The organism is Amaricoccus tamworthensis, from assembly GCF_049800875.1.
GTDB classification, from domain to species: Bacteria; Pseudomonadota; Alphaproteobacteria; order Rhodobacterales; family Rhodobacteraceae; genus Amaricoccus; species Amaricoccus tamworthensis.
Map to the genome: position 1 here is coordinate 499,748 of NZ_JBNAFV010000001.1, position 25,922 is coordinate 525,669.

The following is a 25,922-nucleotide window of genomic DNA, read 5'->3' on the forward strand; positions in this document are numbered from 1 at the left end:
CCGGGGGTCACGGAAGGGTTGAGGGGATTAGCGTTTCAGGTTTGTGGTTTCCTGAAGCATCTCATCCACGGTCTGGATGATTTTCGCGTTGGAGGAGTACGCGCGCTGGGTCCGGATCATCTGGGTCAGCTCGTTTGCGATGTCCGTGGTGGACTGCTCACGGGCATAGCCCTCAACGGTGCCGGTGGGCCCTGCGCCCGCATCCCAAAGGTAGACGGCACCACTGGCGTTGGTAACCGAGAACGTCTGGTTTGACAGGACGTTCAGGCCGTCAACGTTGGGAACGTCGGCAAGCGGGATCTGGTAGAGAACCTGAGTGAATCCGCTGGAGTAGATGGCGGAGAGCATGCCGGCCTGGTCAACTTCGAGTGCGGCAAAGGTTCCGGCCGCGTTACCGTTGGCCGTTGCACCCTGCGGAGAGAAGGAACTCGACAGCTGGCTCATGTACTGCACACCGTCGGGCAGTGTGGAGCCCATGTTCATCTCGATTGTCTGGTCGCCGAGGTCCAGGGTCATAATGCCGGTGTTGCCGTCATATGCAGTGGACAGCGGTGCGGCACCTGGGGTGTTGAGTACCACGGACGAAAGCTGTCCCGGCGTTGCGGCGGCGTCGCTGAACTCAATGTCCCAGATACCTGCGGACAGACCCGATTCCTGATCGGTGATTTCCATGGTCCACTGGTTGGTGTCCGGGTCGGTGGCGAGTGCAGGCAGAACCGGAGTGTAGGTGATGGTCAGGTTCTGCGACGCGCCGATGTTGTCGAAGTATTCCATCGTCACCGGAAGCGGATCGCCGGACTCACCAAATCCCGTTTCCGTTGCGGGCAGGTTCACACCCAGGGTGATCTCATCCGTGGGAACAGCGGATACGTCGGCAATGTTGACGTAGACGGGATCAAGACCCTCAGTGGAATAGCGGGCCTGGGGCGGGATGTTGCCATCCTTGTCGGCAGACCAGCCGGTCAGAACGAGGCCGGTGGATGTTGTGAGGTAACCATCCGCATTGAGTGCAAAGCCACCGGTTGTGGTGAGCATGATTGCCGGATCCGTATCATCCACGTCCGTGAGGTTCATCACGGGAAGCATGCCACGGCCGGAAATGGCGATATCCGTGGAGTTGGCGGTGCTCTCGAGGGCCCCTTTTGCGTCAACATCCCAGATCGCGTTGGTGGTCACGCCACCGGCGGAGACAAGTTTGCCACCGCCGGCCGCAGCAGAAGCGCCATCCTGGCTGATTGTCATCGACGAGAACTCAACGTCCGACCGTTTGTATCCATAGGTCTCGGAGTTTGCGATGTTGTCAGCGATTGTGGCCAGCTTGTTGCCATTGGCCTGAAGGCCGGATACGCCGGCGTTCATTGAAGATCCGATACTCATACTCAGTCCTTTGTCCGTGTGGAGCGGTCGTTGGAGACTCTTTACGGACACAGTCACTGAGGCAGGGTACTTAATATCCCGCTAACAGATGGAATTCCCGGAAACTTTTAATCATTCTTCGAAGCTCCGAAGCAGGATGATTTCCAGTCTGCGGTTGCGGTCGCTGCGCTCATCCGCGTCCACCGGAGCCCGGTCGGCCTTGCCGGTTACGCGCCTGATCCGGGCGTCGGCAACACCATTTCCAACAAGGATCTGGCGTGCGATCTGGGCGCGGTCGGAGGACAGCATCCACGGGTCGAGTTCGGCCCCGGCCACGTCGCCCGCCGCCAGATGACCTGAGATTGCGACCGGATTGGATGTGTGGGAGAGAACGCCACCTACCATCCCGACAAGACGGTCAAGGATCTCGTTGCGACGGGCGGTTGTGCCCTCGAAAAGTGGCGAACCCTCGATATCGAAGATCTCAATAATCAGCCCCTCGTCGGTCAGACGGGTTGCGACATGGTCCATCATGGGATCCGCGTCGATCGCATCGCCGCTGCCACCGAGGAGTTCCTCCTCGATCTTCTGCCACTGGGTGTCGTCCGGATTGCCAAGTTCGGTCAGAACCTCCGGGTCACCCTCCTGCCCCGTCAGGTCCTTGGCCAGTACTTCCTGGGCATACATGCTCGAGCCCTCAAAGGGGCCGTCGCCGCCACCGCTGGTGTCGAAGATTTTCACGGTTGGGCTGAAATAGTCGGCGAGACCTTCCTTGGTTTCCTCGTTCGACACGTTCAGCAGCCACATGAGCAGAAAGAAGGCCATCATGGCCGTCACGAAGTCCGCATAGGCAACTTTCCATGCACCACCGTGATGGCCGCCAGCGACGACCTTCTTACGTCTGATAATAGTAATATTCGTTGCGGCGTCTTTAGCCATATCCCCAGCCCCCAAAGCTTTCCCGTGGGGCAGTTAACCTGGAAGGTCTGAAGTTAAGGTTACCAGGAACGCGCCGGAACACGCTGTTTTAAAGCGATTTTCCTGACAATTGGCCGGAAGAAATTCAGGTTCGGATAACCATGAATTGTTCCGGTCCGTGGCGTCCCGGTAGCCACGGGGACGCATGTGTAGCCGCAAAATCCTGAGATTTTACGGGAACGCATGTGTAGCTGCAAAATCCTGCGATTTTGTTGCTTTGGGTGCGGGCCCCGTCCGGATTTGGCCGGTCGGGGCCTGGGTTGGTTTTTGTCAGCCTACCGCCGCTTCGACCTCACGGACCGGCGGGGTGGATCCGGAGAGGGTTTGATAGGTTGTGGTCTCGAAATCCATGTAACCGGTGAACGAGACCGCGTCCGCGAAGGGCAGAATCTGCGTGGCCCAAAAGCCACCGATGCCGGTTTCGCGGTCGATCCAGTAGAACAGGTTTGCAAGCCCGGCCCAGCCCAGCGCGCCAGCGGGCCGACCGGTTGGGGCGGGTTCCTCGTTGCGCATGAAGGCGCAGGACCAGCCCTTGCGCAGGCCTGGGAAGAACTCGGCGTCGTTGGAGAGGGACGGGATGACGCCGGGCAGCTTGACGACACTCTGGTGCGGTTCAAGCCCGTTGCGGACCGCGGCCTGCACGGTTTCGGGATAGAGGACCTGGCCCGCCTCCCCCTCGCCGTCATTGAGCCACATGCGGATGAACTTCATGTACTCGCCAACCGATCCGTAGAGCCCGTGCCCGGCCATTTGGATTTCCGGGTTGTCCGGGAGGGCCATGCCTGTGGCCTTAAGGCTTCCGTCGGGGTTGCGGGCGTGGATGGATGCGCTGCGGGCCTTCATGTCGTCGGTGCGGGTGAAGGCCATGTCGGTGATGTTGAGCGGGGCGTAAATCCGCTCTGCCAGGACGTCGCCCAGCGGTCTGCCGCGGATCGCCTCGATGATCTGGCCGACCCAGTCGATGTTGGAGCCGTATTCCCAGCGCTCACCGGGATCGAAGAGAAGCGGTGTGTTGATCGCATCACGTGTAGCCGACACGATGGACGGCTGGCCGTGTTCGTCCGCAAGCCGGCGGTAGTTTTCGTTGAAGAAGTCGTATCCAAAGCCCGCCGTGTGCAGCAGGAGCATCCGGGTTGTGATCTCGCGATTTGGTGCGCGCAGACGTGGGCTGCCATCGGCGTGGAAGCCGTCGAGAACCTGAAGCTCTCCGATCTCCGGCCTGTATTCCCGCGCTGGTGCGTCGAGATCGAGCAGGCCATCCTCCACGCACTGCATGGCGGCGGTGGCGGCGATGGCCTTGGTGGTTGAGAACATGGCGAAGACCGTGTCGGTGGTCATTTCAGCGCCGGTATCGAGGTTTCGCGCGCCCGCCGCGCCCTCGTAGATATTGGCGTCGCGGTCGGTGAGCATTGCGACAACGCCTGGCACGCGGCTGTCGCCTGTCGTTATGTCAGTCAGGACGCGGTCGCACGCCTGTTTCAGTTGTTCCGTCATTTTCCGTCCTCCCAGGTTCCGGTTTGTCACCGGTTGCCCCATGTTGCGCGTTGATCGCCTCACGATCAAGGGTGGCGGTCGTGCGCATTCGGTATCGGCGGAGAAGTTCCGGTCGGGTTGTTTGGAGGCAGGTCTCTTTTCAACCAATAAGCGAAAACTGCGCATCCGGGCCGAGTTGCCCGAGGCAGGTGACCTCTCCCCTCTCGACTAAGTCGATGAGGTGGGCAACGACGTTGCGGGCGGCGGCGGGATGCAGGCGTGGATCCACGTCGGCGTAGATGCGCGTGACCATGGCCGGGATGGTGGTGGGGCCGGAGGACAGTGCGTCGAGGACCTGGGCCTCACGGCTTTGGCGGTGTGAAAGCAGGTGGTCCAGGATCAGGGCCGGACTGTCGACAGGGGCGCCGTGACCGGGGTGGAGGGTTGTAGGCTTCAAGGCCAGCAGTGTGCGAATGCTGTTCCGCCAGGAGGCGAGGTCGCCGTCGGGGGGTGAGATCAGCGCGGGCGCCCAGCCCATGGCGACGTCGCCGGAGAAAATGGTGTCGCCCAGCGCGAAGCTGAGGTGATCGGCCAGGTGACCAGGGGTGTGAATGGCGCGGAGGGACCAGCCGGGGCCGTCAATGGTGTCGCCGTCGCGCAGGGTGCGGTCGGGGGTGAAGGTGGCGTCGATGCCCTCACCTCCCCCGAGGTCGAAACGTTCGGCCAAGTCGGACATGAGCGGCGAGCGGGCGGCGACGGGGTCGCCATGGGCCATGACAGGGGCGTCGAAGATCCGCGCTGCCTCGCGGGCGGCGGCGCTGTGATCGATATGGGCGTGGGTGATGAGGATGGCGGTGACGCGTTCGCCCTCGGTGGCGTTTTGCAGGGCCGTGAGATGTGCGGGGTCGTTTGGACCGGGGTCGATCAGGGCAACCTCGCCCTGCCCTACGATGAAGCTGCGCGTGCCGGTGAAGGTCATGGGGCCCGGATTGGGAGCGGTGACGACACGGATGCCGGGGGCAAGCGTTTCGACCTCGCCCGGCGTTGGCGCGTGGTCGCGGTTGAAGGGGTCGTCCGTCATCGTGCTTGCGCCCTGCCTTGCCGGTGCTTAATCCTCGGGATCATGGCCGCATCCGGTATCAAATCATTTCTTCCCCGCAGCCTGTTTGGCCGCTCGCTGGCCATATTGCTTGTTCCGATCATTGTTCTGCAACTGGTTGTTGGCTTTGTTTTCTTCCAGCGCCACTACCAGCGTGTGACCCAGCAGATGACGGCCTCGGTGGCGCAGGGGCTGAATTTCGCGATAGACAACGTCAATTCCTCGGCGGATTCTTCGCAGGCGGCGGACCGGCTCAACGGGATTGCGCAGGCACTGGCGATTGATGCGGTGCTTGATGGCGGAGAGCAGATTTCGCCGGGCGTGGAACGGGACGTTCTCGACATCACCGGGCGGACGGTTGTGAACACGCTGATCGAGCGTATTCCCCATGACCTGATGATTGACCTGAGCGCGGATGACGACATTGCGCTGATCAAAACCCGGACCGAGTTTGGGGTTCTGCGCATGATGGTGCCGCGCGGGCGGCTGTCGGTGTCGAACCCGCATCAATTGCTGGTTCTGATGGTCATGGTGTCGCTGCTGCTGGCCACGACGGCGGTTTTGTTTTTGCGCAATCAGGTGCGGCCGATCCGGCGGCTGGCGGAGGCGTCGGAGGCCTTCGGCAAGGGCCGGACGCACGAGTTTCGGCCCAGTGGTGCGGAAGAGGTGCGCCGGGCGGGTGGTGCCTTCATCAACATGCGTTCGCGCATTGAGCGGCAGATTGAGCAGCGGACGCAGATGCTCTCGGGCGTGAGCCATGACCTGCGCACACCATTGACGCGGATGAAGCTGACGCTTGCGATGATGGAGGATGACGAGGACACGCGCGCGCTGCGCGACGATGTGGATCAGATGAGCCTGATGCTGGAAGGGTTTCTCGACTTCGCACGCGGTGATGCCACCGAGGAAACGGTGCCAACCAACCCGTTTGGCCTGGCTTCCGATATTGTGGGCAAGCAGATGCGCAGTGGCGTCCGGATTGATCTGGTCAAGCGCAATGAGAGCACGGAGAGCGAGCTGGTGTCACTGCGGCCGGTGGCGGTGTCGCGGGCGCTTCAGAACCTGACCGGCAATGCGGCGCGGTTCGGGACGCGCGTTCGGCTGACCGTGCGGCTCAATGCCAATGCGCTGGTGTTTGTGGTGGAGGATAACGGGCCGGGCATTCCGGAGGAGCAGCGGGCGGAGGCGATCCAGCCTTTCACACGGCTCGATCCCTCGCGGAACCTCGACAGTGGTAGTAATGTGGGCCTCGGGCTGTCAATTGCGGCGGATATTGCGCGCAGCCATGGCGGCGCGCTGGAACTGTCCGAGAGTGCCGATCTGGGCGGATTGCGGATTGAATTCCGCATTCCGCGATAGGTCGTTGCGGGGTTTTACGCCGCCTGTCCGGGCTGCTGCCATTCCGGGAACGGGTCGGGAAGATCGGGCAGAGAGGCCGGGCCGCTGGCCATCACCTCCGGCAGGAGGCGGGCGTCGAGGCGGAACTTCAGTGCGGGCCAGTCGATGCCGCTCCCGATGAAGACGATCTCATGACGGCGGTCACCCCAGGGTTCCTGCCAGTGCTGCTTCATGTAGCTTTGCAGGCCGTCATGGTCGGGCCAACTGCTTTCCGGAACGGAGGCCCACCAGGTGCCGAGCGGCGTGACGGAGGACAGGGCTCCGGCGAGGGAGAATTCGACGACCCATTTCGGTCGCGTGGCAATCCAGAAATGGCCCTTGGCGCGGATCACACCGGGCATGTCGCCGTTCAGGACCTCCATGATCTTCTCGGGGATGAACGGGCGGCGGACGCGGTAGACGTAGCTGGTCACGCCGTATTCCTCGGTTTCGGGCACGTGGTTGGCGAAACCATAAAGCTCCTTGGCCCACATCGGGTGCTCATGGGCTTTTTCGAAATCGAAAAGGCCGGTGTCGAGGATGGCATCGGCGGGAACGTTTGAGTGATTGGCCTCGATGATTTTGGCATCGGCGTTGAGGCTGCGGATGATTTTGCGGGCGGCGTCGGTACGCTCGGGACCGGCATCGGCAACCTTGTTGAGGATCACCACGTCGGCAAATTCGATCTGGTCGGTGAGCAGGTGAACGAGCGTGCGTTCGTCCTCCTCACCAAGGGTTTCGCCGCGGTCGCTGAGGAAATCGTGGCTGGCAAAGTCGTTCAGCAGGTTCACCGCATCGACGACGGTGACCATTGTGTCGAGCCGGGAGATGTCGGAGAGGCTCGCGCCGTACTCATCCTGGAACTCGAAGGTGGCGGCAACGGGCAGCGGTTAGGAGATGCCGGTGGATTCGATCAACAGGTAATCGAAGCGTTTCTCGGCCGCGAGGCGGCGGACCTCGTGGAGCAGGTCGTCGCGCAGGGTGCAGCAGATGCAGCCGTTGGACATTTCCACGAGGGTCTCATCGGTGCGGGACAGCTCCGTATCGGCGCGCACGAGGTCGGCGTCGATGTTCACCTCGGACATGTCATTGACGATGACCGCGACGCGGCGGCCCTCACGGTTGTTAAGAACGCGGTTCAGCAGGGTGGTTTTTCCGGCCCCGAGGAAGCCGGAGAGAACGGTTACGGGGAGTCGATTGTCGGTTGTCATGGACGCAGGTCTTTCCAGCCCGGATGCGTGGCGCAGCCGAGGCGTTGGCTTAGGTTGGGGTTGTCGCTACAATTGCTATGTTATAACATTACATTAATGAGAACAACCCCACCCTTACCCAGCCGCAAAGCGATGCGGCACACCTATTGGAGCGCGCACCTGACAGTGACCCGTGACGGAATTTTTGCTTGGTCCAGCCCAGGCTCAGGCCGGTTCCGGTTCGAGCAGTTCGTCGCGCAGGACGCGGCGCAGGATTTTTCCGGAGGCGGATTTGGGGATCGCCTCGACATAGCGCAGATCCTGGATCTGCTTGTACTTCGCCGTTCGGGTGGAAAGAAAATCCTGCAGCTCGGCGAGCGTGACCTTGTCCATGTCGGGCGTGGGCTGGATCACGGCCATCGGCACCTCGCCCGACTCGTCATCCGGTCTGCCGATAACGGCCACGTCGGCGACGGCGGGATGGGTCACGAGCAGCGCTTCGATCTCGGCTGGGGCCACCTGGAAGCCCTTGTACTTGATCAGCTCCTTCACGCGGTCGACGACGAAGAAATACCCCTCGTCATCCACCCGGGCCACGTCGCCGGTATGAAGCCAGCCGTCGGCGTCGAGGGTTTTGGCGGTGGCGTCGGGATTGTTGAGATAGCCGGTCATCACATTGGGGCCGCGCACGAGCAGTTCCCCCTCCTCTCCCGGTTCGACATCGGCACCGGTTTGGGCGCTGATGATGCGGCATTCCACGTTGGGGACAACCAGACCGGCGGACCCGTGATGTTCATCATCGCGCGGGATGAGATGGGTCACGGGGCTGGCCTCGGTCATGCCGTAGCCCTGCAACGCGCGGCATCCGATGCGCCCGGCGCAGGCGCGGCCGAGATCGGCACCGAGCGGAGCCGCACCGGACAGCACGCCCTCGACGCTCGACAGGTCGAATTTGTCGACCATGGGATGCTTGGCGAGGCCGAGCACAATGGGGGGCACCACGTAGAGCATTTTCATGCGGTGGTCCTGGATCAGCTGAAGCGCCTGTTCGAGATCGAACCGCATCATCGTGACGTGCGCGCCGCCACGGGCGAGGTAAAGGTTCAGGATCATTTTGCCGTAAATGTGGAAATACGGCAGAACCCCAAGTGTGACCTCGCCGGGCTGCACCTTCAGAAACGCATCGGCCTGGCAGATGTTGGAGACGAGGTTGCGATGGGTGAGCATGACGCCCTTGGGCAGACCCGTCGTGCCGGAGGAATACGGCAGGGACACAAGATGCGTGGCGGGATCGACCGGCATTTGCGCCTCGACCGGTTCACCGAAAAAATCCTCAAGCGAGGTATGGTCGCCGGAGTCGCCGATGACGACGATTTCCTCGACGCCGGTGCCGGGGATGGCTTCTTCCAGCTGTTCGAGCAGAGGCGGGATTGTGACCGCGAGGCGCGCGCCGGAGGCCTGAAGCTGGTGGCGGATTTCCGGCGCGGTGTAGGCCGCGTTCATCGGCGTGGCCGTGCCGCCGGCCCAGGCAATGCCGTGGAAAACGGTGGCGAATTCGGGAATGTTGGGCAGAAGGATCGCCGTGACCGCACCGCTGCCAAGGCCGCGCGAAAGGAGCCCGCCGGCGAAGCGGCGTATGCCATCGGCGAGTTCGGCACCCGTGACGCTGCGCCCGCTGTGACCGTCGACGAGGACCGGCTCGGAGAGGCGCGTCGAAATTCCATCCATGACCAGTTGGGACACGGTCGTGTCCGGGATATGCACGTCGGGATGGTGGCTTTTGTAGACCCTCATCACTCCTCCCCTTTTTGTTTATCGGCACCCTGGCCGGTTTATTTTGCGGGCTGGAACGATGACCGGATCCCATCCGTAACGATTCGGCGCACATGAAATCAGAATGCGGCCAGCCCGCCCGTCCGGACACTATAGCACATGAACAGGCCGCGGGCATCGTTGCTGAATGCATTGGATAATTACCTGAAATATTGTCCAAACGGTACGTTTTCCTGGTGCGCAGGGGGCCGTTTTCTGTCAGTTTCCCCTGGGAGATAAAAATACATGGGCTCACTCTTCGGTTCCGAACAGACGGACGGCTTCCTTGGTGAACCGGCACAGCCGGATGAGCGCCGACAGCTGACGGTTCTGTTCTACGACATAGTCGGGTCAACCGACATGCTGGCATCGCTCGATCCCGAGGAAATCCGGGAGACGCTTCTGCGTGTCCACTCGATCGCACGGTCCGGCATTCAGGCGAACCACGGTTCGCTGGAGCAGGTGCTGGGCGATGGCGGGATGGCCTATTTCGGGTTTCCCGACCCCATGGAGGACGCGGTGTTCCAGGCCGTGCGTGCCGCGCACGGTATTCTGGACGCGCGGGCGAAGCTGGAACGCAACGGGCAGTCGATGCCGGATGTGCGGATCGGGATTTCCACGAGTATCGTAATTCTGCCCGGCAATGCCGCGGCGGTGCGCCAGGGGGCGCTCGGGGCGGTTGGTGTTGCACCCAACCTGGCGGCGCGGCTGCAGTCGGTTGCCGAACAGAACACGGTTCTGGTGGACCGGGCGACCCATGAACTGACCCGGCGGGCTTTTGAGTTCGACCAGGTCGAGGGGCTGTCGCTCAAGGGCTTTCCGGATGTCAGCGTGGCGTTTTCGCTGAAACGGCAGAAGGACGTGCAGTCGCGGTTTGAAATGGCGCGGGATTCCGGAACGCCCTTGACCTCTCGTACGGAGGAACTGGCGCGGCTGCGAAATGCCTGGGACAAAACCCAGGACGGGTCCGGGCGGGCCATAATGGTTCTGGGTGAGGCCGGGATCGGGAAGTCGCGGCTGTCCGTCGCGCTAAAGGACGAGGTCGGCAAGAGCGGACGTATTCTGACGCTGCAGAACCAGCCCTCCACGACCGGTTCGGCGCTTTACCCGCTGATCACCATGTATGAGCGGGCCTGGGAGAACAGGGAACAGGACCAGGGCATCGCCAATGCGGCGGTGGCGACGGCGGATCTGCTGCGCGGTCTGGAGAAGGACCCGAACATTTCCAGCGAGGAACGGCGCCGGAGGATCGTTCAGGGCTGTGCGGAGGAGATCCGCAGGCTGTCCTGGGAGCGGCCCTGTCTGCTGGCGGTGGAGGACCTGCACTGGGTTGACGAGGTGACGCTCGCGCTGCTCGAGGAACTGGCGCGGACGGTGCGGCAGCATCCCCTGTTCATCCTGGTCACGTCTCGCAACGAGGGTGTGACGGCGGATACGCGTGCGGTGTTCGAGGACATGACGCTCGGCCCCCTTTCGGAGGGGGACTCCCATGCGCTCGTGCGGGCGGTGACGGAGGACGCTCTGTCGGCGCGGACACGGGACTGGATCGTGTCGAAATGTGACGGCAATCCGCTGTTTCTCATTGAGCTGTCGGCCTTCGCCAAACAGGCGCGGGAGAGCGGTGAGAGTGAGATCGATCTGCTGAACGAGACCGGGGTGTCGAGCCTTCAGGATCTGCTCGCGGTTAGGATCGAGAATGCCGGGCGGGCAAAGCGCTCCGCGCGGATCACCAGTGTCATCGGGCGGGACGCGAACTACCTGGTGCTGAGTAAACTGGCCCAGACGCGGTTCCCGGAGCCGGAACTTGAGGTCGATCTGCATCAACTGCTGCGGCAGGCGATCCTGGAGACGCCGGACAATGGCGGGACATATGTTTTCAAGCACGCCCTGATCCGCGAGGCGGCCTATCAGACGCAGCTGCGCTCCACACGCAAAATGCTCCACGGCAAGATCGTCGACCTCGTGGAAAACGACCCGGCCGTGCGGGCGCGGGTCACGCGCGAGGCGCTGGCGGAGCACTGTCTGGGGTCGGGGCGGATTGAGAAGGGCGTCGATCTGCTGATCGAGACGGCGGAGACCGCCATCCGTCGTTCGGCCGTAACGGCACCGGAGGCGTCGCTGCAGCGGGCGCTGAAACTCACCGCGAAGATCAGGGACGCGGAACGGCGGCGGGAGACGCGTCTACGGATCATCACGCTGCTGGGGCCGCTGATCAGCCAGGTGGCTGGGCCCCGCGGGGCCGCCGGAATTTACCGGTCGGGACAGGAACTGGTCTTTGATCTGGAAGAAGGACAGCGCGGCGAGTGGTTTCCGGTGTTGTGGGGCTGGTGGTTTACGGCCTCGGACCAGAAGGAACAGCTTCGGCGGGCGGACGTGATCATCAAGGGCATCTCGGAGAGCGAGAGCCGGGAGGCGCGGCTTCAGGCGCTACATTGCGGCTGGGCGACGCAGTTTGCCACGGGTGCCCATGACCGGTGTCTGGCGGCCATTGATGAGGGGCTGGAGCTTTACGACACGAGTGTGGCCGAGACCTCGCGGCATCATTACGGGCATGACGCGCGGGTCTGCGGTCTCGGCGAACGGGCGCAGTCGCTCTGGATGAAAGGCGATGTTGAGGGATCTCTGGCGGCCATCAAAAAGGCGGAGGACTGGGCCGATGAGACCGGCCACACGCCAAGCACGCTGCACGCTCTCGACATGGCGACACTCGCGGCGTTTTACCGTCGGGATTTTGACGAGATTGGCCGCACGCTTGGGAAAATTACCGATCTGACCGGCTCGCGGGAGTTGCCGGTGATTGCCGCCAAACGGGAGATATTCGGGGGCTGGTTCGCCGCGCGTTCGAACCTGGCCTATGATGCGGACCGGGTACGCAACGGGCTTCAGTCGCTGCGGGATCTTGGGGCGCTGGAGGACACGCCGATCTATGCGGATATTGTCGCGGAGACCATGACGCTCTGTGGCAAGGCGCGGGAAGCGGTGGCCGATCTTGACCGGGAAATCGAGGAGGCCCGGCAGACAAACCTGGTGTTCTGGGTGCCGGAGCTGCTGCGGCGGCGGGCGTGGCTCAGCACGATGATCGGCGAGGATGAGCGGGCCGCAGGGTTCCTCGATGAGGGCTTTGAGATGGCGAAGCACCAGAACGCCAACATGCTGCTTCTGCGCAACCACTCGATGCGGGTGCAGCTTGGCCTGGATGTCCCCGGTGAGGTGAGCAGCACGCTACTCGACCGGATTGATCTGGTGTCCGATGGTCCGAAGAAAGCCCAGGCCCTGAAATTTCTGAAACGGCTCAATGTCTGAAACCGGGAGTGACGTCCGGTACTGGCAGGCTCTTTGTCCACATCTGAAACGATATGGCATCACGCGCATCGCGGATGTGACGGGGCTTGACCGGCTCGGCATTCCCGTTGTGCAGGCGGTGCGGCCCTCGGCGCTGTCGAATGCGGTGACCCAGGGCAAGGGTTTGAGCAAGGCGTCGGCGGCGATCAGTGCCGCGGTGGAATGCATCGAGATGAGGTCCGGTGAAAACTTCGATGGTGTGCCCGCGTGGTCCGGTGAGGTTCCGGAGGATGTGCCTGACGCGTGGCGCCCGCTGGCGCCGGGGTTTGAGGGCTGGCCGAACGCGGCGACCCGGTGGGCGACGGGGCGGTGCCTGCGGACGGGTGCGGCGATGCCGGTGCCCATGGCGCTGTGTTCCACGGATTTCTCGTCAGGCGGACCATTTGAAAACGATCCGGTTCTGCGCAGTTCCATTGGGCTTGGTGCCGGGGCGGATGAGGGGACGGCAATCCGGCACGGGTTGCTGGAATGCGTTGAGAATGATGCGCGGATACGGTTGTTTGCGGCCTGGCCGCTGGATGAGAGTCGACGCATTACTGAGTGTCCCCGGCATCCCGAGGCTTTGGCCAGGACTTTCGGGCGTGTGAGAGCCTGTGGATTGCGGATACATGCGTGGGACATGACGCAGCGGCCGGGGCCGGTTTGTGTGATGGTGCGGGTGATGGAGGATCCGCACGGCAATCCGGGGCTGGCTTTGCCGGCGGAAGGGTTTGCGGCGCGGAAGGACCAGGGAGCGGCTCTACTGGCGGCGCTGCTTGAGGCGGTGCAGGCGCGGCTGGCGGTGATATCCGGTGCGCGGGAGGACATGACCCGGGCGCTGTACCGGCACGGTGCGAAGATGAGTGACCTGGTTGAGCTTTGGGATGCGCCTGAATTCGGGTCGCCTGCGAGCGGTTCAGATGACGCGCGGCCGGCGGAGCGGGTTGGACTGAATGCGTTGTTGGATGTGGTGCCGGGTCCGGTGGTTGCTGTTCCGCTGCTGGCGGATGGGGAAATTCCGCTGCATGTGGTCAGGGTGTTGGTGCCGGAGTTGATGGCGGACCCGATGCGCATGGAAGGAACGTCATGAAGCCGGTGGTGTTTTTAGGACCCTCCCTGCCCCGGAATGAGGCCGAGGGAATTCTGGGTGCGGAATACCTGCCGCCGGTGCAGCAGGGTGATCTCATGCGGGTCCTGCCGTTTCGACCGCCAGCAATTGGAATTATCGACGGGGTGTTCACCGAGGTGCCGACCGTGCGGCACCGGGAGATCATGTGGGTCCTGTCGAAGGGCATACCGGTCTTTGGCGCGTCGAGCATGGGCGCGCTGCGGGCGGCCGAACTGCATGACTACGGGATGGAAGGTGTGGGGGTGATTTACCGCTGGTACCGGCGCTATGCGATGACGCCGGATGATGCGGTGGCGGTGACCCATGCGCCCCATGAACTGGGGTCCCGGCCGGTGTCTGATGCGCTGTTTGATATTCGGGTAACGCTGCGAAAAGCCCGACGACAGGGCGTGATTGACCGTGAGCACGAAAGGAAGCTGGTCGAAACAGCGGAGGCTCAGATGTTTCCGAAACGGAAGCTCATGCAACTTGTGGTGGACTCCGGAGATGCGAAGTTGATCGGGTTTGTGAAGTCTCGGCACCGGTCACAGAAGGCTGCGGATGCCACGACGCTCCTGAAAAGAATGTCGGAATACGATCATAGCGGCACGTGGCCCGTGGTGGATCGCCCTCCACCTGCGGTGGTTCATGCATGGCTCGACGACCTTGCCGCATCAGGGCTTGGTGCGGATTTCGGCTGATCACCGTACGCTGCCAATTAAAACTGGTGAAAACGCGACAAAAAAGGTAGTATATTTACCAATACGTTGTGAGCCAGGCGGATTTATTTTGGCGGAAAACAATTCAGGCGCGGGTACACGGTTTTTGCTCTACCCGCAGGCCCCGACGACGCGGGGTTACGAAAAACCGGAACTGGTATGGATCTCCGACCCTTTGGGAACGGTCGGGGCTGGCCCATCCAATGACCGGATGTATGTGGTCGATCCGGCCATTGAGAAAACGCCTTACGAGTTCCCGTTCCTGCCTCCATATAACGGTCCGTCATTTCCGATGGCGGAGCCCGGTCCGGACGGGCATTTCGATCACCTCGACCCGGACAGCCGGGAGTTCCTGGGCGCACATGTGTTTGGCTGCGTGGCGCGGGTTTTGGATATCTGGGAAAGCTATATCGGACACCGGATTGACTGGCATTTTGCAGGTCATTACCAGCGCCTGGAGATTCTGCCTCTGATCGAGTGGGACAATGCGCAGTCGGGGTTTGGCTACCTGGAGTTTGGCTATGACGTGTCGGAGTCAGGTTCGGCGCATCCCTACGCGCTGAACTTCGATGTGATTGCCCATGAGATTGGTCATTCGCTGCTGTTTGCGGAGATTGGCCTGCCGCCGGACGGGTTTACGCCGGGGCCGGATTTTGTGGCCTATCACGAGGGAATATCGGACCTTTGTTCGCTGATCGGGATGCTGCATTTCGATACGGCGATGGACCGGCTGCTGCGGCGCGGGTCGGGGAATCTGCTCGCGATGAATGAGCTGAACGCGTTTGCGGAACTGGCCGACGAACGGCAGGTCCGGATCGCGGGCAACGCGCGGAAAATGAGTGAGGTTGGCGAGGAACCGCATGATCGGTCGCGGCCGTTTACGGGGGCGTTTTTTGATGCGGTGGTCGAGACCTATCACAACATGGTCGTTGACCAGGGGCTGGTGGATTTGCCCCGGCACGGAATTGCGGATGCGCGAGACCTGAATGTGGATCTGGCCGACCGCTACGGGCGGGCTTTTGCGGAGAGCTATGACCTGAACCATTTCCGGTTCAAGGCGGCGCTGTCTGATGCGCGGGACATCATGGGGACGGCGCTGGCCCGGTCCTGGGCGACGCTCGACAACCAGAACCTCGACTATGTGACGGCGGGGTATGCCGTGTGTGACATGTTGCAGGAGATGAACGAGGGCCGGGTCGCGGAGACCGTGATGGAGTGCCTGCACTGGCGCGAAATTCTCAATCCCTTCGATACGTTTACGATCGGTCAGGGTCGGGGCCGGAACAGGGTCTGGGTGTGATTAACAGGAGGTAACCATAACATGAGTGATTGTAACATGGATAATTTGGCAGCCATTTTGGCAGCGGGACGTGAATTTGATCCGAGCGAGGTTGTGCTGATCGGAGCCAAGCTTGGCCCCGATGACGAGGCAACAGAGGGCACGATTAAGGTCAACAGTGACCTCGTCACGCAGCTCACCCTTTCCTGTACGCCGAAAACCGATGGTGGTGCGGGCGAGCCCAACGTCGCGGTGGTCTACGCCTATGCCTACGAGGGCCATACCTACCGTTTGCCGAAGCCGCGCATCGTTATCGTAGAGGGTGACGGCGAGGCCTACATCAATTCGACGGCGTCAAATGCCGTTGGCGAGGCGGACGGGACCGCAAAGCTGTACCTTTGGCGCATGAGCAAGCATACCAAGACCGTGGCGATCGAGATTGAAACCGGAACGGTGGAATCGCTGATCCTGGATGCGAATACGCCGGGCAACCAGTCGACCAAAAGCTATGCGTCGAACATGCAGCTGTCCCATCGCGGCGGGCGGCTGTCGTAATTTTGGTGCCGGGATGGGCGCCGCCTGGGCGCCCTACCCGCCCTTGATCCTCTGAAGCAGATAGATCTCGTTTTCCGGGCTTACGGGCTCGGTGAGCGTGTAGCCGTAGATGCGTCCGTCTATGGACACGGATACGCCCGCGTCGATGGCGGCCTCCAGGCCGGGGTCGATTTTGGCGAGCCCGCGCAGGAGCTCACCTACGTTGGAGGCCTCGACCTCCACGCTTTCCCGGCCATCGACGAAACGCCGAAGGCCGGACCAGAGATGAACCTCAACCGCCATTGGCCTGACGTTCGAGAGCCTCAAGAATGCGCGGCGGCGACATGGGCAGCTGCCGCAGACGCACACCCGCGGCATTCGACACCGAGTTGGCGATTGCGGCAAGCGGCGGACAAATGGACGTCTCGCCAACACCGCGCACGCCATGGGGGTGTCCGGGGTTCGGCACCTCGACGATGACCGTGTCGATCATCGGCAGGTCGGAGGCCACGGGGATACGATAGTCGAGGAAAAGCGGGTTCTGAAGCCGGCCGTCCTCGCCATAGATGTATTCCTCGTTCAGCGCCCATCCGATGCCCTGGGCGGCACCGCCCTGGTACTGGCCTTCCACATAGGTCGGGTGGATCGCCTTGCCGGCGTCCTGAACCACAGTGTAGCGGATGACCTTGGTCTGACCGGTTTCGGGATCAACCTCGCTGTCCACGATGTGTGTTGCGAAGCTGACGCCCGCACCTTCCGGGGTTGCCTCGAAATGACCCACGATGGGACCACCGGTAGCCCCCATGTCTTTGGTGATTTCGGCCAGCGGAAGCGGATCGAAGTCGCCCGCATTGTGGCCGGACGGCTTGGCACAGCCGTCTTCCCAAACCACCGCGTCACGGTCGATGCCCCATTTGGCAGCGGCCCGGGTGCAAAGCTTGTCCACCGCGTCGCGGGCGGCCTTGATGGTGGCAAGACCGCTGGCGTAGGTCACGCGGGAGCCGTGGCTGATCTCGTTGTAACCGAGCGTTGCGGTGTCCGCGATGGTGGTGCGGATGTTTTCATACGGGATGCCAAGCTCCTCGGCCGCCATGAGAGCCATGGAGGCGCGGGAGCCGCCAATGTCGGGGGTGCCGACGGAAATGGCCGCCGTCCCGTCCTCGGAAAGTGCAAGGGATACAGCGGTTTCACCGCCATGGTTAAACCAGAATCCACAGGAGATGCCCCGGCCCTGACCCTCTTTCAAAGGTGCTGAATAGTGGGGATGCGCCTTGGCGGCCTCAAGGGTTTCCACCAGACCGATGCGGTCGAATTTCGGACCGTAGGAGGCTTTGGTGCCCTCCTTCGAGGCGTTCATGAGGCGCACGTCGATCGGGTCGAGCTCGAGTTTCTTACACAGCTCGTCGATCACGGACTCAACGGCAAAAGCCGCCATGGGTGAGCCTGGCGCGCGGTAGGCCGCCTGTTTGGGGCGGTTGGACATGACGTCGTAACCGACCTGATGCACGTTTTCGAGCGCATAGGGTGCGAAGGCGCACATCGCGGTCATCTCGGCAGGCGCGCCAGGAAACGCACCACCCTGAAGGCGGAAGGTGCCCTGGGCCGCAGTGATTTTTCCGTCCCGGCGCATACCGATTTTGACATTCATCGAGGTCGATGAGGTCGGGCCGGTGGCCCGGAAAACCTCGGCACGGCTCATGACGAGTTTGACCGGGCGGTTGGCCTTGCGGGACAGGGCCAGTGCCACCGGCTCAATGAATACAGCGGTTTTGCCGCCGAAACCGCCACCGATTTCGGATGCGGTGACGCGCAACTGGCTGGTTTCAAGGTCGAGAAGTGCGGCGCAGACCTTCTGCACGTTGAAGTGACCCTGGGTGCAGCACCAGACCTCGCCCTTCCCGTCCGAGCCAAGCTGGGCCAGACAGGCGTGGGGCTCGATGTAACCCTGGTGGGTGGCTTCGGTCAGGAAGCTGTCCTCGACGATCAGATCGGCCTCGGCAAAGCCTTTCTCAACATCGCCATGTCCGCTTTCGTGGTAGCGAACGACGTTGGGGTGCAGGCCCTCGGGGACGGAGGCGTCGGCGGCACCGGCGCGAATGACGGGCGCGTCATCGGCCATGGCCTTGTCGACGTCGGTAACGTGAGGCAGCACCTCGTATTCAACCTCAACAAGACGGACGGCGTCCCGTGCGGCAAGAGCGGTTGTTGCGGCGATGGCGCAGATGGCGTGGCCATCGTAGAGCGCCTTCTCACCGGCCATGATGTTCTCAAGGATGTTCCAGTTCTCGCCGGTCTGCGAGGTGGAGAAATCCGCGCGGGTGACGACAGCCTTCACGCCCTTGAGCGCCTCGGCCTTCGAGGTGTCGATGCTCAGGATTTTGGCGTGGGCATGGGGCGAGCGCACGATTGCGGCGTGCAGCATGCCGGGCGCCGTTGCGTCCGCCCCGAATTTGGCGCGGCCGGTTACCTTGTCGAAACCGTCGGGACGGTTCGGGCGGGTGCCCACATATTTAAAGTCGGTTCTCTTCGGTCCATCAAACGCCATCAGGATGCCTTCCTCATGTCGGCGGCCGTGTCCATCACGGCGCGGATAATTTTGTCATAGCCCGTGCAACGGCACAGGTTTCCTGCGAGCCAGTAGCGCACCTGGGACTCGGTCGGATCCGGGTGCTTTTCCAGCAGGGACTTCGTCGCAACCAGGATGCCTGGAGTACAGATACCACACTGGAGCGCCGCGTATTCAATGAATTTTTCCTGAAGCGGGTGCAGCTTTTCGCCGTCGGCGATGCCCTCAACCGTATTGATGGTTTTGCCTTCGGCCTCGGCGCCCAGCATGAGGCAGGAGCAGACCAGACGGTCATCAACAGTGACGGAACAGGCACCGCAGTCGCCCGTGCCGCAGCCTTCCTTGGCGCCGGTCAGGCCGAGCCGGTCGCGCAGAACGTCCAGCAGGGTTTCGCGTGGGTCGCAGAGAAACTCGACCTCATCGCCGTTTACGGTGGTGGATACGTGAATGCTGCTCATTTGTCTGCCCCCGCGCGGTCGTATGCGATTTTCGCGGCGCGCTTGGCGAGCACCGCTGCGACATGTGTTCTGAATTTAATGGTTCCACGCTTGTCATCAATGGGGTTGCAGGCCGCGGATGCGGCTGCACCAAGCGCGTCGAGAGCCGCGTCATCGAGCTCAGTGCCGATGATGGCCTGGGCCGCGTCCTCGACCAACAGAGCCGTGGGTGCCACGGCGCCCAAGGACACGCGGGCCTCGGTGATTTTGTTGCCCTCACGGCGCAGGCTGACGGCACAGCCGACAACGGCGATGTCCATTTCAGTCCGCGGAATGAAGCGCAGATAGGCGTCGCCCGCATTGTCGCCACGCGCCGGGACGTGAACCGCGCTCACCAGTTCGCCCTTTTCAAGGCTGGTCCTTCCGGGGCCGGTCGGGATGTTTTCCGCTTTTTCCCGGCGCGTGCCTTTGGGACCGGTGATGCTCAGCTCAATGCCGGCCGCAATCATTGCAGGGACACTGTCCGCCGCCGGGGAGCCGTTGCAGAGATTGCCAACGAGCGTGGCGCGTCCCTGAACCTGGGTGGAGCCGATGAGGTCCATTGCCTCGACAAGACCCGGCCATTCGTTCTTCAACTCGGCATGTTCCGACATTTCCGCGCCGGTGACGGCGACACCGATGCGCCAACCGCCATCCTCGCGTGTGATGTCGTGGACCCCGGTTATACGTTTAATGTCGATCATGACATCGGGGATAACGGTCTCGGTCCGCAGCTGGACCAGGACATCCGTACCGCCGGCCAAAAACCGGGTGATGCCGTCCGCGTCACGCGCGAGCGCCACCGCATCGTCAAAACTTTCCGGACTGTGATACCGCATGTAATGTCCCCCTGACGTTTGATGGCGGATGCTCCGCCCGTTCAGGCCGCGCCTGAACCATCCGAGATGGATCAATGCTGCGAAGCGGCCCCGGCTTCAAGAGGTAAATTCCGGGAAGGCTTCAACTCAAACGAAAAATGGCGGAGCCCTGCCCCGCCATTTGAATTCGTTTGTTTGGGTGGATCAGGCTGTCTGTTCCGCCACCGCGTCAGCCAGAGCGGCTTCGAAGATGGTCATTGCCTCTTCGATGATTTCATCCGACGCCGTGAGCGGCACCATGATGCGCAGCACGTTGCCATGCATGCCACAGGCCAGCAGGATCAGGCCACGCTTCAGGGCATGGGCCACCACCGATTTGGTCAGGGCCGCGTCAGGTGTCGCGGTCTCGAAATCGGTGACGAACTCGACGGCCAGCATGGCGCCAAGACCACGAATATCCCACATCCGGTACGGTGCAACCCGGGCGCCGATTTCAGCAAAACGCGTGGTGAAGCGGTTGCCGAGCTCGGTGGAGCGGGCCAGCAGACCTTCGCTCTCAATAGCCTCAATCGCTGCGAGAGCCGCGGCGCAGGCCACCGGGTTACCGCCATAGGTTCCGCCGAGCCCACCGGGGATCATGGCGTCCATGATGTCGGCGCGACCGATGACACCGGCAATCGGGTATCCACCGGCCATGGATTTGGCGACGGTGATCAGGTCGGGCACGACGCCGGAATGCTCCACGGCAAACCAGGTGCCGGTACGGCCGAAGCCCGCCTGGATCTCATCGGCGATCAGAAGGATGCCGTGCTCGTCACAGATGCGGCGTAGTTCCTGCATCATCTCGAAGGGAACCGGCGTGTAGCCGCCCTCGCCCAGTACCGGCTCGATGATGATGGCCGCGACGCGCTCGGGCTGTGCGTCCGTCAGGAAGAGGTTGCGCAGCCCGGTGAGGGCATCCTCAACGGTGATGCCGTCACGCACGTTCGGGAACGGCGCGCGGTACACGTCGGACGGGAACGGGCCGATGTCTTTTTTGTAGGGGGAGACCTTCCCGGTCATGCCGAGCGTCAGGAGCGTACGGCCGTGGTAACCGCCGGTGAAGGCGATGATGCCGGAACGGCCGGTTGCGGCGCGGGCGATCTTCACGGCGTTTTCCACCGCCTCGGCTCCCGTCGTCACGAGCAGCGATTTCTTCGGCGCGTCGCCCGGAGCCAGCGCATTCAGTTTTTCAGCCAGAGCGACATAGGGCTCGTAGGGCACGACCTGGAAGCTGGTATGGGTGAAGCGGTCTTCCTGAGCCTTGGCGGCCTCGACGACCTTCGGATGACGGTGGCCGGTGTTGAGCACGGCGATACCGCCTGCGAAGTCGATGTAGCGTTTGCCTTCAACGTCCCACAGTTCGGCATTCTCGGCGCGGTCGGCAAAGACCGGCGCGGCGGATGCCACCCCGCGCGGCACGGCGGCCTCGCGACGGGCGAGCAGGTCGGCATTGGTTTTCGGGGTTTCAACCGCATCCGGTACGACGGCAATTGCGGGTTTGGATTTTGCGCTTGTGCGGCGCGGTTTCCGTTTTACAACATTTGTCATGGCAACGATTTCCCTTCGGAGCTATGCCACACCCACAAAGGCCGGGTGTTTAAAATCCTCATAGGGTGTTTAATTTTTCTGTCAACAGAATTTCATTGAAGTTATAACCAGAGACGACGCGGGTGGATCCGATTACCGTTCCGCCCTGAAACCACGGAGTATGGCGGTTGGATATTGGTAGGCGTTTGCAGGAAATCCGGACGGAACGCGGCCTGTCGCAAAGGGAGTTGGCGAATCGCGCGGGACTGACGAACGGTACCGTTTCCCTGATCGAACAAAACAAGACAAGCCCTTCAGTTGCCTCTTTAAAATGCCTTCTAGACGCCATCCCGATCAGCATTGCGGAGTTTTTCGCGACACTGGAAGAGGCTCAGCCTGCAAAATACTTTTACGGGCGCAACGAATTCATTGAAATATCGCCACAATCCGGCGGTCCATCCGTGTCCCTGCGCCAGCTTGGCAATGCCAGCACACATACCCTTCAGATTTTGGATGAGACCTATCCGCCGGGCTCCGATACCGGCCCTGAGCTGTTGACCCATGAGGGGGAGGAAGCCGGGATTGTGACGGAGGGCCGGATCGAGATTACCGTCTCGGATCAGATCAGGGAACTGGGGCCTGGGGAGGGATATCTGTTTGAGAGTCGCCTGCCCCATCGGTTTCGCAACACAGGCGATACGGTGTGCAGAATAATAAGCGCCTGCACACCGCCAACGTTTTAAGCCCGTCCGGCCCTTGTCGGGTCGAACGGGATTTGGTTCAGCCGATATCGAGTTCCGCGAGCAGGTCCTTGGCGTCGACCTGGCTGCCCGGCTGGACGCTGATGGTTTTGACCGTGCCGCCTTTCTCCGCATAGAGGCCGGTTTCCATCTTCATCGCCTCGATGGTCATGATGAGATCGCCGGACGAGACCTTCTGGCCCGCTTCGACCGCAATGGTTGCGATCACACCGGGCATTGGTGCGGCGACGTGGCCGGGGTTGCCCGGATCGGCCTTGGTGCGTTTCGGTGAAGCGGCCTGAGCGCTGCGGTCGGGCACACGGACCGTGCGGGGCTGACCGTTGAGTTCGAAAAAGACGCGGGCGTCGCCCTCCTCATTGGTTTCGCCAACGGCGGAGAGCCGGATTTCGATGGTCTTGCCCGGGTCGATATCGACGGAGACCTGCTGCCCCGGCTGCATTCCGTAGAAGAACGCGGGCGTCGGCAGGGTGCGGACGGGGCCGTATTCCGCATGGCGGATCATGTAGTCGGAGAAGACCTTGGGATACATCAGGTAGCCGCAGAAATCCTCGTTATCGATGGCGACCGATGGAAATTTCTCTTCCAGTTCCTTGCGCAGGGCGTCGAGATCGGCGGGTTCCATGACGGAGCCGGGACGGACCTCCATGGGTTCGGCACCCTTGAGGACTTTTTTCTGAAGAGCTTTGGGCCATCCGCCTGGGGGCTGGCCAAGGTTGCCCTTCATCATGTCCACGACACTGTCGGGGAAGGCCACATCGGTGTCGGGGCTTTCCACATCCTCGCGGGTCAGACCCTGGGCTACCATCATCAGGGCCATGTCGCCCACGACTTTGGAGGATGGGGTCACCTTGACGATGTCCCCGAACATGCGGTTCACGTCGGAATAGGTCCGCGCAACCTCATGCCAACGTTCCTCCAACCCGAGCGAACGGGCCTGGGCCTTGAGGTTGGTGAACTGACCGCCGGGCATCTCGTGAAGGTAGACCTCGGAGGCCGGAGCCTGCATGCCCGCCTCGAACGCGGCGTACTGTCCGCGGACGGCTTCCCAGTAATCGGAAATCTCGCGGACGGCTGCGATGTCGAGGCCGGTGTCGCGCTCGTCGAACCGCAGCGCCTCAACGATGGAGCCGAGCGTCGGCTGCGAGGTGTTGCCCGAGAGGCTGTCCATCGCGGCATCCATTGCGTCCACGCCAGCCTCGGCGGCGGCGAGCAGCGTGGCGCCGGCAATGCCGCTGGTATCGTGGGTGTGGAGGTGGATCGGCAGGCCGATTTCCTCCTTGAGGGTTTTGACAAGAACGCGGGCGGCGGCAGGCTTGAGCAGCCCGGCCATGTCCTTGAGACCCAGGACATGCGCACCGGCGTCGCGCAGTTCCTTACCCATGTTGACGTAGTATTTCAGGTCGTATTTGGTACGGTCCGGATCGAACAGGTCACCGGTGTAACAGATGGTGCCTTCACAGATCTTGTTCGCTTCCTGTACCGCGTCCATGGAGACACGCATGTTTTCGACCCAGTTGAGGCTGTCGAAGACGCGGAATACGTCCACACCGGACTCGGCGGCCTGAGCCACAAATGCCTCAACCACATTGTCGGGATAGTTTGTGTAGCCCACCCCGTTCGATGCGCGCAGAAGCATCTGCGTCATCAGGTTGGGCATACGCTGGCGCAGGTCGCGGAGGCGTTGCCACGGACATTCCTGGAGGAAGCGGTAGGCCACGTCGAAGGTCGCGCCACCCCAGCATTCGACACTGAACAGCTGCGGCAGTTTTTCCGCATAGGCCGGTGCGACCTGGATCATGTCAAAGGACCGCATGCGAGTGGCCAGAAGGCTCTGGTGCCCGTCGCGCATGGTGGTGTCGGTGATCAGGACGCGTTTCTGCTCCAGCATCCAGTCCGCGACGGCTTTCGGCCCGTCCCGGTCGAGCAGCTGGCGCGTTCCATCCACGGGCGCGTCGTTGCTGGTTTTGGGTGCTTTGGGAAGGCGCAGGTCCTCCGAAGGCTCTGCGCGTCCGGCGGTTTCCGGGTGACCGTTCACGGTGATGTCCGCGATGTAGGTCAGGATCTTGGTAGCGCGGTCGCGACGGGCTGCGAACTCATACAGTTCAGGTGTGTTGTCAATGAACTTTGTGGTGTAACTGTTGTCCAGAAATGTCTGATGTTTCAGCAGATTTTCCACGAAGGCGATGTTGGTGGACACGCCACGGATACGGAATTCACGGAGCGCGCGGTCCATGCGGGCTATGGCGGCCTCAGGCGTGGGTGCCCAGGCGGTGACCTTTTCCAGAAGACTGTCGTAGTACCGGGTAATGACGGCGCCGGAATAGGCCGTGCCGCCGTCAAGACGGATGCCCATGCCCGTCGCGCCGCGATAGGCGGTGATACGGCCGTAGTCGGGAATAAAGTTGTTCTGGGGGTCCTCGGTGGTGATGCGGCACTGAAGGGCGTGACCATTAAGTTTCACGCCGGCCTGGTCGGGCGTGCCGGTGGCCTCGGCGATGGTTTCGCCCTCGGCAATACGGATCTGGGCCTGAACGATGTCGATGCCCGTCACCTCCTCGGTCACGGTGTGTTCCACCTGAACGCGGGGGTTGACCTCGATGAAGTAGAATTTGCCGCTGTCGCGGTCCATCAGGAATTCGACGGTACCGGCGCATTCGTAGTTGGCCGCTTTACAGATCCGCAGGCCGAGCTCGCAGACCTCCTGGCGCTGCTCCTCCGTCAGATACGGCGCGGGCGCGCGTTCAACGACCTTCTGGTTACGACGCTGGACCGAGCAATCGCGCTCCCAGAGGTGGTACATGCCGCCATGTTTGTCGCCGAGGATCTGAACCTCAACGTGCCGGGCATTGAGAATGAGTTTTTCGAGGTAACCCTCGCTGTTGCCAAATGCGTTCAGCGCCTCGCGACGGCCCTCAAGGACCTTTTCCTCAAGCTCGTCGGGGGACATGACGGGCCGCATGCCGCGACCGCCGCCGCCCCAGGAGGCCTTGAGCATGAACGGATAGCCCACCTCCTCGGCCATGCGGGCAACTTCGGCCATGTCATCAGGCAGAACCTCGGTTGCGGGCACAACGGGAACGTCGGCGGAAATGGCGACCTTACGGGCGCTGGCCTTGTCTCCGAGCATGCGCATGGTTGCGGAGGTCGGGCCGATGAAGGTGAGACCGGCCTCGGTACAGGCGTCGACCAGATCGGGGTTTTCACTCAGCAGGCCATAGCCCGGGTGGACCGCGTCCGCTCCGGACATTTTCGCGACGCGGATGATCTCCTCGATGCTGAGATAGGCGGCGACCGGACCGAGCCCCTCACCGATGCGGTAGGCCTCATCCGCCTTGAAGCGGTGCAGGCCAAGTTTGTCCTCCTCGGCATAAACGGCAACGGTGCTTTTTCCGAGTTCGTTCGCGGCGCGCATGACGCGTATGGCGATCTCACCCCGGTTTGCAATCAGAATTTTTTTGAATTTTTTCATTGTCGTTACTCCGTCCC

18 protein-coding genes and 1 pseudogene are annotated in these 25,922 nt (G+C 62.2%); 7 read left to right on the plus strand and 12 right to left on the minus strand.

Going from position 1 to position 25,922, the window contains the following annotated elements; all coding sequences use genetic code 11:
* Positions 1-27: 27 nt before the first annotated feature.
* The 4 genes from ACP15P_RS02420 to ACP15P_RS02435 all read right to left on the minus strand — a co-directional run bounded on the left by ACP15P_RS02420 (position 28) and on the right by ACP15P_RS02435 (position 4,888).
* Positions 28-1,377 (minus strand): flagellar hook protein FlgE, encoded by a 1,350-nt coding sequence (locus tag ACP15P_RS02420; protein ID WP_424926898.1) that lies wholly within the window; start codon positions 1,375-1,377, stop codon positions 28-30.
* A 111-nt stretch (positions 1,378-1,488) separates the two neighbouring features.
* A complete protein-coding gene (locus ACP15P_RS02425; protein ID WP_424926899.1) occupies positions 1,489-2,295 on the minus strand; it encodes a flagellar motor protein MotB in 807 nt (268 codons plus the stop codon).
* A 309-nt stretch (positions 2,296-2,604) separates the two neighbouring features.
* Positions 2,605-3,828, minus strand: a complete 1,224-nt coding sequence (gene acmB, locus ACP15P_RS02430; RefSeq protein WP_424926900.1) for a methyl acetate hydrolase AcmB — start codon at positions 3,826-3,828, stop codon at positions 2,605-2,607.
* 139 nt (positions 3,829-3,967) lie between these two features.
* Positions 3,968-4,888 (minus strand): MBL fold metallo-hydrolase, encoded by a 921-nt coding sequence (locus ACP15P_RS02435; RefSeq protein WP_424926901.1) that lies wholly within the window; start codon positions 4,886-4,888, stop codon positions 3,968-3,970.
* Between the two features lie 42 nt (positions 4,889-4,930).
* Here ACP15P_RS02435 and ACP15P_RS02440 point away from each other — a divergent pair, with 42 nt between their 5' ends.
* A complete protein-coding gene (locus ACP15P_RS02440) occupies positions 4,931-6,265 on the plus strand; it encodes an ATP-binding protein (RefSeq protein WP_424926902.1) in 1,335 nt (444 codons plus the stop codon).
* Between the two features lie 14 nt (positions 6,266-6,279).
* Here the strand turns inward: ACP15P_RS02440 and ACP15P_RS02445 are convergent.
* A pseudogene (locus tag ACP15P_RS02445) lies at positions 6,280-7,494 on the minus strand (GTP-binding protein).
* 204 nt (positions 7,495-7,698) lie between these two features.
* Positions 7,699-9,267, minus strand: a complete 1,569-nt coding sequence (locus ACP15P_RS02450) for an AMP-binding protein (protein WP_424926903.1) — start codon at positions 9,265-9,267, stop codon at positions 7,699-7,701.
* Between the two features lie 264 nt (positions 9,268-9,531).
* Between ACP15P_RS02450 and ACP15P_RS02455 the strand changes: the two genes are divergently transcribed.
* The 5 genes from ACP15P_RS02455 to ACP15P_RS02475 all read left to right on the plus strand — a co-directional run bounded on the left by ACP15P_RS02455 (position 9,532) and on the right by ACP15P_RS02475 (position 16,267).
* A complete protein-coding gene (locus ACP15P_RS02455; RefSeq protein WP_424926904.1) occupies positions 9,532-12,588 on the plus strand; it encodes an ATP-binding protein in 3,057 nt (1,018 codons plus the stop codon).
* A complete protein-coding gene (locus ACP15P_RS02460) occupies positions 12,581-13,696 on the plus strand; it encodes a YcaO-like family protein (protein ID WP_424926905.1) in 1,116 nt (371 codons plus the stop codon). The genes ACP15P_RS02455 and ACP15P_RS02460 overlap by 8 nt, the downstream gene beginning before the upstream one ends.
* Complete coding sequence (locus ACP15P_RS02465) at positions 13,693-14,415, plus strand: TfuA-like protein (RefSeq protein WP_424926906.1); 723 nt, start codon at positions 13,693-13,695, stop codon at positions 14,413-14,415. Before ACP15P_RS02460 ends, ACP15P_RS02465 begins: the two co-directional genes overlap by 4 nt.
* An 88-nt stretch (positions 14,416-14,503) precedes the next feature.
* Complete coding sequence (locus ACP15P_RS02470) at positions 14,504-15,733, plus strand: gluzincin family metallopeptidase (protein ID WP_424926907.1); 1,230 nt, start codon at positions 14,504-14,506, stop codon at positions 15,731-15,733.
* Between the two features lie 21 nt (positions 15,734-15,754).
* Complete coding sequence (locus ACP15P_RS02475; RefSeq protein ID WP_424926908.1) at positions 15,755-16,267, plus strand: hypothetical protein; 513 nt, start codon at positions 15,755-15,757, stop codon at positions 16,265-16,267.
* A gap of 33 nt (positions 16,268-16,300) precedes the next feature.
* Here the strand turns inward: ACP15P_RS02475 and ACP15P_RS02480 are convergent, their stop codons facing one another.
* The 5 genes from ACP15P_RS02480 to gabT form a co-directional block, all read right to left on the minus strand.
* Entirely contained in the window at positions 16,301-16,549 is a 249-nt protein-coding gene (locus tag ACP15P_RS02480) for a MoaD/ThiS family protein (RefSeq protein ID WP_424926909.1), read from the minus strand.
* The gene (locus ACP15P_RS02485; RefSeq protein ID WP_424926910.1) at positions 16,539-18,791 is read right to left on the minus strand and encodes a xanthine dehydrogenase family protein molybdopterin-binding subunit; all 2,253 of its coding nucleotides are present in this window, start codon (positions 18,789-18,791) and stop codon (positions 16,539-16,541) included. Before ACP15P_RS02485 ends, ACP15P_RS02480 begins: the two co-directional genes overlap by 11 nt.
* A complete protein-coding gene (locus tag ACP15P_RS02490; protein ID WP_424926911.1) occupies positions 18,791-19,270 on the minus strand; it encodes a (2Fe-2S)-binding protein in 480 nt (159 codons plus the stop codon). Before ACP15P_RS02490 ends, ACP15P_RS02485 begins: the two co-directional genes overlap by 1 nt.
* Entirely contained in the window at positions 19,267-20,127 is an 861-nt protein-coding gene (locus ACP15P_RS02495) for an FAD binding domain-containing protein (RefSeq protein WP_424926912.1), read from the minus strand. Before ACP15P_RS02495 ends, ACP15P_RS02490 begins: the two co-directional genes overlap by 4 nt.
* A 183-nt stretch (positions 20,128-20,310) precedes the next feature.
* Complete coding sequence (gene gabT, locus ACP15P_RS02500; protein ID WP_424926913.1) at positions 20,311-21,696, minus strand: 4-aminobutyrate--2-oxoglutarate transaminase; 1,386 nt, start codon at positions 21,694-21,696, stop codon at positions 20,311-20,313.
* A gap of 167 nt (positions 21,697-21,863) precedes the next feature.
* Between gabT and ACP15P_RS02505 the strand changes: the two genes are divergently transcribed.
* The gene (locus tag ACP15P_RS02505) at positions 21,864-22,418 is read left to right on the plus strand and encodes a cupin domain-containing protein (protein ID WP_424926914.1); all 555 of its coding nucleotides are present in this window, start codon (positions 21,864-21,866) and stop codon (positions 22,416-22,418) included.
* Between the two features lie 37 nt (positions 22,419-22,455).
* Here ACP15P_RS02505 and ACP15P_RS02510 read toward each other — a convergent pair whose 3' ends face one another.
* The gene (locus ACP15P_RS02510; RefSeq protein WP_424926915.1) at positions 22,456-25,905 is read right to left on the minus strand and encodes a pyruvate carboxylase; all 3,450 of its coding nucleotides are present in this window, start codon (positions 25,903-25,905) and stop codon (positions 22,456-22,458) included.
* Between the last annotated feature and the right edge of the window lie 17 nt (positions 25,906-25,922).

Bases quoted from the DNA above. Each gene is read 5' to 3' on its own strand.
- ACP15P_RS02450 (WP_424926903.1), bottom strand. From the start codon at position 9,267: ATGAGGGTCTACAAAAGCCACCATCCCGACGTGCATATCCCGGACACG.
- ACP15P_RS02475 (WP_424926908.1), top strand. From the start codon at position 15,755: ATGAGTGATTGTAACATGGATAATTTGGCAGCCATTTTGGCAGCGGGA.
- ACP15P_RS02480 (WP_424926909.1), bottom strand. From the start codon at position 16,549: ATGGCGGTTGAGGTTCATCTCTGGTCCGGCCTTCGGCGTTTCGTCGAT.
- gabT (WP_424926913.1), bottom strand. From the start codon at position 21,696: ATGACAAATGTTGTAAAACGGAAACCGCGCCGCACAAGCGCAAAATCC.
- ACP15P_RS02485 (WP_424926910.1), bottom strand. From the start codon at position 18,791: ATGGCGTTTGATGGACCGAAGAGAACCGACTTTAAATATGTGGGCACC.
- ACP15P_RS02465 (WP_424926906.1), top strand. From the start codon at position 13,693: ATGAAGCCGGTGGTGTTTTTAGGACCCTCCCTGCCCCGGAATGAGGCC.
- ACP15P_RS02420 (WP_424926898.1), bottom strand. From the start codon at position 1,377: ATGAGTATCGGATCTTCAATGAACGCCGGCGTATCCGGCCTTCAGGCC.
- ACP15P_RS02435 (WP_424926901.1), bottom strand. From the start codon at position 4,888: ATGACGGACGACCCCTTCAACCGCGACCACGCGCCAACGCCGGGCGAG.
- ACP15P_RS02510 (WP_424926915.1), bottom strand. From the start codon at position 25,905: ATGAAAAAATTCAAAAAAATTCTGATTGCAAACCGGGGTGAGATCGCC.
- ACP15P_RS02440 (WP_424926902.1), top strand. From the start codon at position 4,931: ATGGCCGCATCCGGTATCAAATCATTTCTTCCCCGCAGCCTGTTTGGC.
- ACP15P_RS02455 (WP_424926904.1), top strand. From the start codon at position 9,532: ATGGGCTCACTCTTCGGTTCCGAACAGACGGACGGCTTCCTTGGTGAA.
- ACP15P_RS02490 (WP_424926911.1), bottom strand. From the start codon at position 19,270: ATGAGCAGCATTCACGTATCCACCACCGTAAACGGCGATGAGGTCGAG.
- ACP15P_RS02425 (WP_424926899.1), bottom strand. From the start codon at position 2,295: ATGGCTAAAGACGCCGCAACGAATATTACTATTATCAGACGTAAGAAG.
- ACP15P_RS02495 (WP_424926912.1), bottom strand. From the start codon at position 20,127: ATGCGGTATCACAGTCCGGAAAGTTTTGACGATGCGGTGGCGCTCGCG.
- ACP15P_RS02460 (WP_424926905.1), top strand. From the start codon at position 12,581: ATGTCTGAAACCGGGAGTGACGTCCGGTACTGGCAGGCTCTTTGTCCA.
- acmB (WP_424926900.1), bottom strand. From the start codon at position 3,828: ATGACGGAACAACTGAAACAGGCGTGCGACCGCGTCCTGACTGACATA.